Here is a 12,430-nt window from a genome sequence, read left to right as displayed (position 1 = left end):
GGTGACGCCATGTCTGACAGGCTGGCCGGGAAGGTCATCGTCGTCGCAGGTGCGGGCGGAATCGGTGATGAGCTGACGCGTCGTTACGCCGCCGAGGGCGCGCGGGTGGTGGTCGGTGATCTGAACACCGAGCACGCGGCCGCACTGGCCGAGCAGATCAGCGCAGACGGGGCCGAGGTGGTGGGCACCCACCTCGACGGCGCCGATGATGACTCGGTAGCCACCCTGGTGTCGCTGGCCATGTCGAAGTTCGGACAGCTCAACGGCTTCCACGCCAATTACGCGAACTTCGCCGACGGGTTGTCCACGGCCGGAGTGGATCTGCCGCTCGAGGATTTCGACGCGGTCATGTCCACCAACGCACGCGGGTACTTCCTGTGCTCACGGCACGCGGTGCCGGCGCTGGTGTCCTCGGGTGGCGGCTCGATGGTCTACACGTCGTCGGCGCAGGCCCACTCCGCCAGCCCGGTCCGGGTGGCCTACGGCATGAGCAAGGCCGCGGTGCACGCGCTGATGCGCACCGTCGCGGCCCGCTACGGATCGAAGATGGTGCGCGCCAACGTGATCGCGCCGGGGCTGATCCTGCACGAGAACCTGCCGGATCTGCCGGAGTCGGTGGCCGCCTCAGCCAAGGCCATGGCCGCCATCAAGCACCGCTTCGGTGAACCGGGGGACATCGCCGCCATGGGTGCATTCCTGATGTCCGACGATGCCGGCTTCATCACCGGTCAGGTGCTCGCCGTCGACGGCGGCGTGACCATGCGGCCCTAGAGGAGCATGCGACGAGCGTCACTGGCGCCCCTGCTGAAGCAGCGGTTGAACGTGAGTGCCGACGAACTCCACGAACTCCTCGACGCGGACGTTGAGCGGCGGCTGCAACACCACCGTGTCGCTGCCGGCGTCGACCCACCGCCGCACGGCAGCAACGATTTCCGTGGCGCTTCCACTGGCGTGGATATCCGCGGACGCATCGAGATTCCAGCGTGCGATCTCCTGCTCGATCTGCTGCGCCGCATCAGAACCAATAGCGGACAGTACGTAGGTGATGATGGAATGCGGGCCGGCGGGGGCGATCTGACCGATCGCCTCGCGTACCTGATCCGGAGTGGTGCCCTGAGTCAGAACTGTGCCATTCGCCAATTCTCCGCTGAGCGCCAACGTGCGCGGACCCACGGCTGCAGCGAGGATCTCGACATGCGTCGTCGGCGGCCAGTCCAGCGTCACGTCCTCGAGAGTCACGTACGTGCCGTGGAAGCTGACGGTCTCGCCACGCAGCAGTGCGCTCAAACAGGTGAGGTATTCCCGCATCAGCGTCATCGGTGAACTCATTTTGGCGCCTACCTGTTTCATCCAGTCCTGCACACCGTGGCCGAGGCCGATGCGCACCCGGCCGGGGAAAGCCCGGTGCAGGGTCGCGATCTCCATCGCAGTCAGCGCCACGTTGCGCAACGGCACCGGCAGCACGCCCACCCCGACCGTCAGCCGTTCACTGTTGGCCAACGCGATCGCGGCGCCGGAGACACCGCCGGCCAGGAAGCAGTCCTCCCACAGCCACAGCTCGTCGAGACCAGCGGTATCGGCGGCCCGTGCGGTCGCGCCGATCCCTTCCGGTGCGAACTGCGGCAGATACACACATCCGAGACGTACAGGTGAAGTGGCCAAGGGTCGCCGTCCGATCAGTGAGTGGGGTGAAAATGCGTCCGAGCTCAGCTGACCGTCGTCCGGTACTGCGCCACGATCGGGGCCAACTCGTCAGGGGTGGCGCCGTGCATGATCACCGCGTCGGCGCCGTAGTCGAACTCCTTGCGCACCCGGTCGACGCACTGCGCCGCGGTGCCGGTGGCCGACGGCTCCAGCCATTCGTCCGGGATCAACGTCGCGATGTGTTCGATCTGCCCGGCGGTGGCCTTGTGGTCGATGCCGCCGGCAATGGACTGCACCACGGTATCCTCACGAAACCGTTGCAGCACAGCAGGATCCCAGTTGTTGGTGCTCACCAGCAGATCGCCGTAGCCCTGCAGATAGGTGGCCAGACGGGCCACGGTCTTCTTCAGCCGCAACTCCTCGGGCAGGTGGTCGCCAACGGTGGCGAAACACGACCAGACCCGCACCTTGTCCGGATCGCGCCCGGCTTGCTCGGCGGCGTCCTTGACGGTCTTGACACTGCGCTGCAGCGTCTCGGGGGTGAAGTAGGTGTGCAGGATGACGTCGTCGAAAGCACGGCCACCGAGGGCCAGCGTCTGCGGCCCGAAGGCCACGATGGCCAACCGGATGTCCTCGTTGAAATCGGGATCCAGGAACAGCACCTGATACTTCCCGATGGGCCCGTCATGGTTGAAGATCAGCTCGCCCTGCCACAGTCGGCGCATCACGTGCGCGAAGTCCTCCATTTGCGCGGTGGTCACCGCCGGGACCCCGAAGGCCGAGTACATCGCGGCGATACCGCGCCCGATACCGAGGGTGAACCGGCCGCGGGACAGCCGGTGCATGGTGGTGGCCCAGGATCCGGTGATCAGGGGGTGTCGGGTGTTGTGATTGGTTGCCGCCGTGGCGATCTGCATGCGGCTGGTCACCGCACAGGCCGCACCCACCAGGGACGAGGCCTCCTTGACGTTCCACCGCTCCGAGATGAAGGCCGTTCCGAAACCCAGCGCTTCACCGTCGCGCGCCTCGTCCATCAGCGTGGCGGGCCCCTCTCCCCCGGCACCCGCCAGTAGGTAGTAGCCGAGTTCGTCGAGCACACGATCCGTCACGTCCAGACTCCTTGTTTGTACCCACAGTTGTAGACCTCGGCGATCTGTCCATCGACCACCCGGAACACCTCCATGCTGGCGATCGACGTTGGTGCGCCGTCCGTCGGAGTCATGGTGGACTCGTAGACGATGGTGACGTGCTCTCCGTCATCGCCGGCCACCACGACGTTGAGCGTGAATTGGATGTCGTCGAACGCCTGGCACAGGTCGACGATCCGCGCCACGGCCTGTGCGCGGGTCAAGACGTGCGACTCGCCGACATCGTGCCGAATCACGTTGTCGGCGAACAATTCCGGGGCCAGTGCGAAGTCACGACGGTTCCACACCTGCAGGTTGTACAGCTCCACAACCTCACGCGCCGAGCGTGACGTCATCGTTGGCCTCCCGGCAATGTGGCACTCGACCACCAAGTTAATTGTCGGCCGTTTAATATGCAAGGGTGCCCACTCCTGTCCGGGGGCTGACGCAACCAGAACGCGTGGAAACGTCGGCCCGTCGCCTGCTCGAGGCCGCCGCTGCGCTGATCGTCGAAAAAGGCTGGGAAGCAACAACGGCCGCCGAGATCAGCCGTCGCGCCGGTTACAGCAGGGCGATGGTGCACGCCAGATACGGCAGCAAGGACGCGATCCTCGAGGCCTTCCTGCACGAATACGTCAGCCGCCTCGACCCCGATCCCCACCCCGGGGCCACCGGGATGCAGCAGGTCCTCGCTCATTTCGACCGCATCCATGATCTCTACGTCACCGACCGCGAGGTACTGCGCGCGATGTTCGTGGCCACGTTCGAAGCCGTGAAGACCACCTCCCCGCTGCGCGATCGCGTGGCCGGGCATCTGCGTGAGGGTGCCGCCAAGGTCGAACACGCTCTCCGCGCCGGGATCTCCGACGGCTCCGTCCGCGGCGACATCGATGTCGCCGCAGTGGTGAACGACATCACCTCGGCGATGTTCGGGATCGGGTTCCAGTGGGTGGTGCTCACCGAGCATGACCTCGAAACCGCGCTGACCACGGCCCGCTCCCGGGTCATCAGGGAGTATGGACAACGGAAGCGGGGAACTAGGCCAATTTGAATCCGGTGTATCCGCCGTCGGCGATCTCGTCGCACCGGCGGCGGTATTCGGGAATGCCCGCGGTGTAGCCCATGTACATGCGTTTCTTCCCGGGAACATTGGCGCCGTTGTACCAGGAGTTGCAACTCGGGTGTACCAGCACGGTGGGCGCCACCAACGAGGCGGCGTGCTCCATCCACTCCCGTTGAGCGTCCGGCAGCGCCTCGATGGTCCGATATCCATGGACCCGTAGATAGTCGATACACCTGGTGATCCACTCGATGTGCTGCTCCAGTGCGGTGACGAAGTTCGTCGCTGCAGAAGGGCTTCCTGGCCCCTGCACGGTGAACAGATTGGGAAAGCCCGCGACGGCCAGGCCGAGATAGGACAGCGGGCCTTCGTCGGCCCAGAACTCCCTCAACGACAGCGCCTCTCGACCCCGGATGTCGATACGGGTCAATGCACCGGTCATCGCGTCGAATCCGGTGGCGTAGATGATGACGTCGAGGCCGAAGTGCCCCTGCGCGGTGCGGATACCGGTCGCCGTCACCTCCTCGATCCCGCCTTTGCGGAGGTCGACAAGGGTGGCGTTGTGGCGGTTGAAGGTCTGGTGGTAGCCCTGGTCGATGATGGGGCGCTTGCATCCGAACGGGTGGGTGGGCACCAGCGCCGCGGCGGTCTCGGGGTCCTCGACAATCCGTGCGACCGCCTCACCGTACAACGCAGCGGCCATCCGGTTGGCTTCGATGTCGAAGAAGATGTCACCCCAGTTGAGCGCACCCAGGATCCCGCGCTCGTCGACGGCCCGCAGCTGGTCCTCGCGTGAGGCGGATTTGATCGGTGGGCTGACGAGCATGTCGAGCAGCACCGAGAACGCGCTCAGTCGCGCCGCCCCCACCGGGTGCTGCCGTTGCGCCGCCCGGATCGCGGCGTAGTCGGCCTTCATGGACTCCAGCTCACCAGGTGCGAAGGCCCGCACCGTCCAGGGCAGCGTGTAGGCCGGGGAACGCTGGAAGACGTACAGGTGCTCGGCTTCCCGCGCCACCACCGGGATCAGTTGCACGCCGGTGGATCCGGTGCCGATGACACCCACCCGCGTGCCACGCAGATCGACACCGTCGGGCCACCGGCTGGTGAACAACGACAAGCCCCCGAACGAGCCGATGCCCGCGATGTCGGGTTCCAGGGGCGCGGACAGGATGCCGGACGCGGCCACCACGAACTGCGCGGTGAAGGTCCGCCCCGTCTCGGTGCCGATGGTCCACGTGCCGTCACCGAACACCAACGACACGACGCGGGTGTTGAAGGTGATGTCGCGGCGCAGGTCCAGCCGGTCGGCGACGAAGTTCAAGTACGCCTCGATCTCAGGCTGGGCGGGCATGGTCTCGGTCCACACCCACTCCTGCTGGATCTCCTCGGAGAAGCTGTAGGAGTACTCGATGCTCTCGATATCGCAGCGGGCCCCCGGGTAGCGGTTGTGCAGCCACGTGCCACCGACACCTTCGGCGGCTTCGACGGCGATGACGCGCAGACCCGCCTCACGCAGTAGGTGCAGTGCGTACAGGCCGGAGAACCCTGCCCCGATCACCAGGACATCGAGTTCGGTCACGTGGGCCCCGTGAATCGGAGCAACGTCCGGGTCAGGTGCAGACTCGTGATCAACCAGGTGTCGGAGCGCTTTTCGTAGGTTTCGTGATAGTGGCCGGCGCCGTGCAGTTGGCTGCCGTTGCCGAAAACCAGCAGGTCCTCCATCGCCCAGATGCCGGTGGCGGTGGTCGGCGAGGTCAGCGCGAGCTCCGGGGTGTGGCAATGGTGCACGGTGGCGGCATCTTTGACGCCACCCCACACGACGGGCTCGAACTGCTCGAGCCCTGTCAGTGGCGGCATGGTCTGTGGGTCCTGTCCGCCGGTCGACACGGCAAGGTCGAGACGCACCACCACATCGGGTGCGAACAACGCCCGCCAGGCCTCGACGTCCTTGGTGTCCAGGTATCGGCAGTACCGGGCTTTGAGCACCCGCAACGCCTCCAACTCGTCTGGTGTTGTCACCCGGGAACCTCCAACCCCGCGTTACTGTCGAAACAGTTACTGTAATGTATTCCGTTGCCATCGGATCGCGGTTCGAGGAGGTCGGGGCGGTGAAGGTACCATTCACCTGGAAGGTCACCGGGTGGTTCATGATCGGCTGGTCACCGGAGTTCCCGTCCGGCCAGACCCGGCCGCTGAAGTACTTCGGCGAAGACCTGGTCGCCTACCGCGACGAATCTGGAGAGTTGCATGTGATGGAGGCGCACTGCAAACACCTCGGCGCCCACCTGGGCCACGGCGGCACCGTGGTCGACGATTGTCTGGAGTGCCCCTTCCATGGCTGGCGCTGGGGCCCCGACGGCACCAATCGCCACATCCCGTACCAACCGGACCGGCCCAACCGGGGCCTGCATCTTCGGGTGTATCCCGTTGTAGAGCAACATGATTGCGTCTTCCTCTGGCATCAGCCCGACGGCAGGCCACCACAGTGGGAACTACCTGACATCTTCCTGAAGTTTCCGCAGTTCGAGACCGACCCCGACAAGTACTACCGGCCGTATCCTGAGTTTTCCCGGCTCGCGCAGAACGAGCCCGTCCACCCCCAGATCGTCGCCGAGAACGGCCCGGACAGTGCGCATTTCCGCTATGTGCACGGGGCGACCGTCACACCGGTCTGCCTGGACTGGTCAGTGGTGGACGAGGAGTGGCGGTTCCTGACTGGCTGGCCGGATGTGCGCAGCGACGACCCCGACCAGATGGCGCTGCGCATCCACAGTCATTTCTCCGGACTGGGCTTCGCGATGAGCGCGTTCGAGGGGTCGTCGAACCACCGGTTGATCTTCGCCTGCACACCGGTCGACGACCAGGTGTCCAACCTCTTTTACTCGATCTGGTGGCCACGGCAGGGCGGCGACCAGTCCGACGTCCCACCCGAGGAGGTTCGCGCCCGAGTGGAGAAGCAGTACCTGGTGACAGTGTGGGACGACCTGGACATCTGGCGCTACCAGAAGTACATCGAGCACCCGTCGCTGTCGAAGACAGACGCCAAACCGTATATGGCACTGCGGCAATGGGCCACCCAGTTCTACGAGGTTGCGGCGGTCACATGAATGTCGACCCCTCGTGCACCGCCGTCGTCACCCAGGAGTTGCAGGGTGCCGTCGTCGGCCGGGAGGCCGGCCTGCCCGCGCTCGCGGACGAGGCCCGCCGCCGCGCCCTGCCCAATATCGAACGCCTGTTACCCGTGGCGCGGCGGGCCGGCGCTCAAGTGGTCCACTGCCTGGTGCAGCGGCGACCTGATGGCAAAGGATCCAACACCAACGCCAAGCTGTTCGCCGTCGGGCGGCGTGGTGTTGCGATCACCCCGGGCACCTCGGGTGCGGCACTGCTCCCCCAATTCGGCCCGGAGACAGACGATCTGGTGTTACACCGGTGGCACGGCCTGGGGCCGATGGGCGGCACCGACCTGGACGCGATCCTGCGTAACCTCGGCGTGCGCACCATCGTGCCGGTGGGAGTATCACTGAACGTCGCGATCCCCAACCTGGTGATGGACGCGGTGAACGCCGCCTATCGTGTGGTGCTGCCGCGTGATGCCGTGGCCGGCGTGCCCGCCGACTACGGCGAGGCCGTCATCGACAACACGCTGTCACTGCTGGCCGAGATCACCACCACCGCCGCCCTCGTCGCTGCCTGGCAGTGACGCCCGGAACGCGGCGATGACTTCGACTACCCGGGAGTCGGCACGCAACTGCTCCAGCGTCTGCGGCAACGGGATCCGCCAGTTCGGATACTCATCGACGGTCCCCGGGAGGTTGGGCTGGCGCGGCTCACCGATGACATCGTAGGGCGAGATCAGTTTCAGCCTGCTGGGCGTGGCCGCCAGGAACCGGTGCATCGCGGTGATGATCGCCGGATCGTCCGCTTCCGCCGTCAACAGGCCCTCGTCCTGCAGCAGCTGTACCCACTCGGCGCGCTCCTTGTCGGCGTTGGCCTGTTCGGCCGGTACATCGTCGAGCAGGCCGAGATCGGCACGCACCCGCACATGCTCACCCTGCAGAAACCCTGCGGCCGTGGGCAAGTCATGCGTGGACAGGCTGGCGGCAGCTCGCTCCGGCCATTTGGCCGGCGCCAGCAGCGGCTCGCCGGGCACGGACTGGTCACGGGTGAACCACGACACCGCGCAGCCGAGCATCCCGTTGTCGGCAAGCGCCGCGGTGACCTCCGGCTCGACGGTGCCCAGATCCTCCCCCACCACTGTGGCTTCGGCCCGGTGCGCTTCCAGCGCCAGGACCGCCAACATGGTGTCGGCGTCGTAGTACACGTAGGTGCCGCGCTCGGGGCCGTCGCCCGGGGGGACCCACCACAGCCGCCACAGTCCGGCGACATGATCGATCCGCAGGCCATCGGCATGTGCCAGCACGGCGCGCAACATGTCCCGCAGCGCGGCATACCCGGTGGTGGCCAGGCGGTCCGGGCGCCATGGCGGCAACCCCCAGTCCTGTCCTCGAGGGGTGAAGTTGTCCGGCGGCGCCCCGATGCTCACACCGGTGGCCAGCACGTCGGCCAGCGCCCACGCGTCGGCGCCGTCGGCATCCACGCCCACCGCGAGGTCGTGCAACACCCCCAGCGCCATGCCGGCATCGCGCGCGCTCTTGCGTACAGCCAGGAGCTGTTCGGCGCACTGCCGCTGCACCCACGCGTGGAATCCGACCCGGGGTGCCAGCTCACGGCGGGCGGCGGCCACGGCCGCCCCCGACACGTCACGCAGTTCCTCGGGCCAGCGACTCCACCGCCCACCGTGCCGCTCGGCCAGAGCGCAGTAGGTGGCCCAGTCCCGCAGGCCCGCCGAGGCGTTCGAGTCCGCGAGCACCGCGGGGCGGCCTTCTGCCCGCCACAGCAGTTCCAGCGCAGCGCGTTTGGCCGCCCACACCAGGTCGTGTTCGATGCGGTGGGTGCTCGCCGACACGCGCAGGGCGTCGACTTCCGCGCGGGTGTCCGGATCCGCACGACGGTAGGCGTCCAGGTCTTCGATACGCAGCGCCAGCGGATTGGCGAAGCGCCGGCTGGACGGGGTGTACGGGGACGGCTGCACGGGGTGGGTCGGTCCGGGCGCGTGCAGCGGGTTGAGCAGAACCGCGCCTGCGCCGTGCTCGGCAGCGGTCCAGTTGACGAACTCACGAAGATCACCGAGGTCACCGTGACCCCAGGAGCGCGCCGACCGCAACGCGTAGAGCTGCAGCATCCAGCCCCATGTCGGCGGCGAGGCCGGCACCTTCGGTGGGGCGACCACCAGGGCGGCCTCCTGGTCGTCGTGGGTCTGCAGGCGATACCAGCCCAGCGGGAGGTCCGCGGGTATCTCGTTGAGCACCTCGAGCTCGGTGCCGTCTTCATGGATCAGGACCCGCGCTCCCGGCACCCGCCTCGGTCGCCCGTCCGCCCGCACCGCGATCGTGGGAGGCACTGCGCCGACGCTCTTGCGCTGCGCCACCTCGGCAAGCTCACGGCGGCGGTCGCTGTCGGTGCCCGCCTCCACGTCCAGCAGGCCGAGCACCCGGATCACGACGTCGGCGTCGACGTCCACCGGCTCCCGCCGCTCGTTCTGATAGGACGTGGCCACCCCGTGCGCGGCGGCAAGCCGGCGAAGATCGTCCGGGGCCGGTGTGGGTGCGGCTGTCACCGTGACCGCACAGCAGGAACGGTGGGCATACGTCGGTGCGAAGGAGCGAACACCTCGCTTCTATACCCGGGTGGCACCGTCTCACACGGGTTGTCAGCGCAGCACGCGCACCGGCACGTTGCTCCAGCCGGCCACGTTCTGCATGTTCACCCTCCGGCAGCCCGCCCAGTCCACCTCGTAGCACGGCATGAAGTCCAGCAACTTGTCCAGTGCGATGGCACTTTCCATCCGTGCCAGCGCTGCGCCCAGGCAACTGTGGATGCCGTAGCCCAGCCCGAGATTCTGCGCCTGGGTGCGGTCCCGGTCGATATCGAAGCGATCGGGATCGGTCCACGCCTCGGGATCGCGGTTGGCCGAACCGCCCACCAGGAACACCGGCTTGCCCGCCGGAATCGTCACACCGTGCAGTGTGGTCTCCCGCAGCGAGCAGCGCACGTTGTACTGCGCGGGGGCCTCGTAGCGCAACAGTTCCTCGACGGCCAGCGGGATCTTGCTGCGGTCGTCGCGCAGTTTCTGCCACTGGTCGGGGAACTGCGCGAACACCACCGCGGCATTGCCCAGCAGTTTGGTCACCGTCTCGGCGCCCGCCCCACCGAGCAGCGTCGCGAACTCGGTGATCTCGACATTGCTCAACGGCTCCATCTCACCGTTGTCCCGTTCGATCTCGGCGGTGATCAGCTTGCTCAGCAGATCGTCGCCGAGTTCACCCCGACGCTGTTTCGTCAGTTTGTAGTAATAGACGGCCATCTCGACGGCGGACTGCAGGCCTGCCTCGGACATCTCCACCTGTCCGGAGTCGCGGTGCAGCAGGTCGTCGATCCACAGCCGGATCCGCTGACTGTCCCCGTCGGGCACGCCTTGCATGGTGGTGATCACCTCGACCGGGAACAGCGCCGAGAAGTCCTGAACCACGTCGAATCCGTCCGGGTCGACGGCCGCGAGGTACTTGTCGATCAGCGCGGCCACCATCGGCCGTTGCGCCTGGATGGCGCGCGGGGTGAACACCTTGTTCAGCAGGCTGCGCATGTGCCGATGACGGGGCGGGTCCATCGCGATGATCGAACCATGCTCTGTCACATGACCTTTGCGCACCTGCGCCAGGTCAACGCCGCGGGCCGACGAGTAGGTGCTGAAGTCTTTGAAGGCGGCAGCGACATCCCGGTGCCGGGTCAGGGCGTAGAAGTCGTACTGCTGGCTGTAATAGACCGGCGCCTCGGCGCGCATCCGGCGGTACGTCTCGTAGGGTCCGTTGAAGAAGTCCTCCGAGAACGGATCGAACACCACTGTCGAGACTGTCATCGCCGCCCTTTCAGGCGGCGGTGGGTCCTCGCCCGCGCCAGCCGCAGCGTCATATCGGCATACAGTTTCACCGGCCTGCCGAACGGTGGCGCGGCGTGGGCCGTGAGGCTGAAGGGCAGATCCGATCCCACCACCGAGCGGTGATGGCTGAACGCGTCGAAGCCCGCCTTGCCGTGGTAGGCCCCCATGCCGCTGCGTCCGACACCACCGAACGGCGCCGCCGACGGGATCATCTGCGCGGCAAAGTCATTGCGCGCGACACCGCCGCTTCGCGAGTTCTGGACGAACCGGCGGAACTCCTGGCCGTCGGGTCCGAACCAGTAGGCCACCAGCGGCGAGGGCCGTTCGTTGACGTACTCGATCACCTCGGTCAGCGCGGAGTAGGTCTTCACCTCCAGTACCGGGCCGAAGATCTCCTCCTCGGCGATGCGCATCGACGGGTCGACACCCCGAACCAGGGTTGGTGCGATCTTGCGGCCGGCCCGGTCCGGCAGCAGTTCACCGTCGGGTTCCACGGCGTCGACGGTGGCGCCTTGGGCGCGCGCGTCGTCGAGGAGGCCGAGCACCCGGTCGTAGTTGGCGTCGTCGACGCTCGAGCAGTAGTCGGTATTGGTCACGACCGTCGGGAACATCGCCGCCCACGTCTGCTTCACCACGTCGACGAACACCTCGGCCCGGTCGGCGGGGACGAACACGTAATCCGGGCAGACGCAGACCTGTCCGCCGTTGACCATCCGGGCCGCCGCGATGCGTGCCGCCGCCGTCGCAACATCGGCGTCGGGCGCCACCACCACCGGGTTCTTGCCGCCCAGCTCCAGGGTGACGGGCACCAGGTTCTGTGCGGCAGCCCGCTGGACCAGTGCACCGATGGACGGGGAACCGGTGAAGAAGAGGTGGTCGAACGCGGTCGTGGCGAAGGCCGCTGCCACCTCACGTCCGCCGGTGGTGACGTGCAGCTCGGCCGGGTCGAAGTACGTCGGCGCCAGCTCACTCATCAGCTGCGCGGTATGCCCGGTGATCTCCGACATCTTGATCATCACCCGGTTTCCGGCCGCGAACGCCGCCGCGGCGGGCAGCACCACGAGGTTCAGCGGGAAGTTCCACGGCCCGATGATGCCCACCACGCCCAGCGGAGTGGGTTCGACGTCCGCGCGCAGTCCGGCCAGACGCGCGGCACGCAGCAGCTTCTGTGGCCGCATCCACTGCGCCACATGTGATCTGGTGTATTCGATCACCGGGATCATTCCCACCACTTCGGTGAACAACGACGCCGCGCGCGAGCGGGTGCCGAAGTCGCTGGCCATGGCATCGGCGAAGGCGTCGGTGTTGTCCAGGACTAGCGCCAGCAGACGGTCGATGCGGTGGCGCCGGGTGGCGGCCTCGGGTGGGCCGTCGGTGAGGAAAGCCCGCCGCTGCAACTCGAGGACCCGCCGCAGCGCGGCGCCAGGATCGACCAGGGTGGCCTCCCCGACACTCATGGCCGACTCCCCAAGTTCACACGGCAACTCCACAGCCATACTGTAACGCTAACAGTAGAGTGGACGGCAGTGTTGGCCAAACGCGGCGTGGTCAGCAGGCCCACCTGGAGATCGAGTAGGGAACTACGCGAGTCGACGCGCTCCT

Annotated in this window: 12 protein-coding genes; 4 read left to right on the top strand and 8 right to left on the bottom strand. The window is 66.9% G+C overall.

Going from position 1 to position 12,430, the window contains the following annotated elements; translation table 11 throughout:
• The first annotated feature begins 9 nt into the window (after window positions 1-9).
• Window positions 10-771, top strand: a complete 762-nt coding sequence (locus tag NL241_RS03910; RefSeq protein WP_494396835.1) for an SDR family NAD(P)-dependent oxidoreductase — start codon at window positions 10-12, stop codon at window positions 769-771.
• 18 nt (window positions 772-789) lie between these two features.
• On the opposite strand, the gene NL241_RS03905 is transcribed toward NL241_RS03910, so the two are convergent.
• Genes NL241_RS03905 through NL241_RS03895 form a run of 3 tightly spaced genes read right to left on the bottom strand, consistent with a single transcriptional unit; the run spans window position 790 to window position 3,127 of the window.
• Window positions 790-1,662: an LLM class flavin-dependent oxidoreductase gene (locus tag NL241_RS03905; RefSeq protein WP_494396834.1), complete on the bottom strand. Its 873-nt coding sequence runs from the start codon at window positions 1,660-1,662 to the stop codon at window positions 790-792.
• A 44-nt stretch (window positions 1,663-1,706) separates the two neighbouring features.
• Window positions 1,707-2,753: a TIGR03857 family LLM class F420-dependent oxidoreductase gene (locus tag NL241_RS03900; protein ID WP_494396833.1), complete on the bottom strand. Its 1,047-nt coding sequence runs from the start codon at window positions 2,751-2,753 to the stop codon at window positions 1,707-1,709.
• Entirely contained in the window at window positions 2,750-3,127 is a 378-nt protein-coding gene (locus NL241_RS03895) for an ester cyclase (protein WP_494396832.1), read from the bottom strand. Before NL241_RS03895 ends, NL241_RS03900 begins: the two co-directional genes overlap by 4 nt.
• Window positions 3,128-3,192: 65 nt before the next feature.
• Between NL241_RS03895 and NL241_RS03890 the strand changes: the two genes are divergently transcribed.
• Entirely contained in the window at window positions 3,193-3,822 is a 630-nt protein-coding gene (locus NL241_RS03890) for a TetR/AcrR family transcriptional regulator (RefSeq protein ID WP_487694366.1), read from the top strand.
• On the opposite strand, the gene NL241_RS03885 is transcribed toward NL241_RS03890, so the two are convergent.
• Window positions 3,809-5,410 (bottom strand): flavin-containing monooxygenase, encoded by a 1,602-nt coding sequence (locus NL241_RS03885; protein WP_494396831.1) that lies wholly within the window; start codon window positions 5,408-5,410, stop codon window positions 3,809-3,811. The genes NL241_RS03890 and NL241_RS03885 overlap by 14 nt on opposite strands.
• Complete coding sequence (locus NL241_RS03880; protein WP_494396830.1) at window positions 5,407-5,850, bottom strand: nuclear transport factor 2 family protein; 444 nt, start codon at window positions 5,848-5,850, stop codon at window positions 5,407-5,409. Before NL241_RS03880 ends, NL241_RS03885 begins: the two co-directional genes overlap by 4 nt.
• Before the next feature lie 89 nt (window positions 5,851-5,939).
• On the opposite strand from NL241_RS03880, the gene NL241_RS03875 reads away from it, so the two are divergent.
• Together NL241_RS03875 and NL241_RS03870 are read left to right on the top strand one after the other, a co-directional pair.
• Window positions 5,940-6,938: an aromatic ring-hydroxylating oxygenase subunit alpha gene (locus NL241_RS03875; RefSeq protein ID WP_494396829.1), complete on the top strand. Its 999-nt coding sequence runs from the start codon at window positions 5,940-5,942 to the stop codon at window positions 6,936-6,938.
• A complete protein-coding gene (locus tag NL241_RS03870) occupies window positions 6,935-7,531 on the top strand; it encodes a cysteine hydrolase family protein (protein WP_494396828.1) in 597 nt (198 codons plus the stop codon). Before NL241_RS03875 ends, NL241_RS03870 begins: the two co-directional genes overlap by 4 nt.
• Here NL241_RS03870 and malQ read toward each other — a convergent pair.
• The 3 genes from malQ to NL241_RS03855 all read right to left on the bottom strand — a co-directional run bounded on the left by malQ (window position 7,478) and on the right by NL241_RS03855 (window position 12,285).
• Window positions 7,478-9,508, bottom strand: a complete 2,031-nt coding sequence (gene malQ / locus NL241_RS03865; RefSeq protein ID WP_494396827.1) for a 4-alpha-glucanotransferase — start codon at window positions 9,506-9,508, stop codon at window positions 7,478-7,480. The genes NL241_RS03870 and malQ overlap by 54 nt on opposite strands.
• A 93-nt stretch (window positions 9,509-9,601) precedes the next feature.
• Window positions 9,602-10,807, bottom strand: coding sequence for a cytochrome P450 (locus NL241_RS03860; protein WP_494396826.1), 1,206 nt, complete (start codon window positions 10,805-10,807; stop codon window positions 9,602-9,604).
• Window positions 10,804-12,285 (bottom strand): aldehyde dehydrogenase family protein, encoded by a 1,482-nt coding sequence (locus tag NL241_RS03855; protein ID WP_494396825.1) that lies wholly within the window; start codon window positions 12,283-12,285, stop codon window positions 10,804-10,806. The genes NL241_RS03860 and NL241_RS03855 overlap by 4 nt, the downstream gene beginning before the upstream one ends.
• Window positions 12,286-12,430 lie beyond the last annotated feature (145 nt).

The sequence above is a fragment of the Mycolicibacterium sp. SMGY-1XX genome (genome assembly GCF_059132455.1).
Note: the sequence above shows the minus strand (reverse complement) of the source record. Positions and strands in the feature narration are given on the sequence as shown.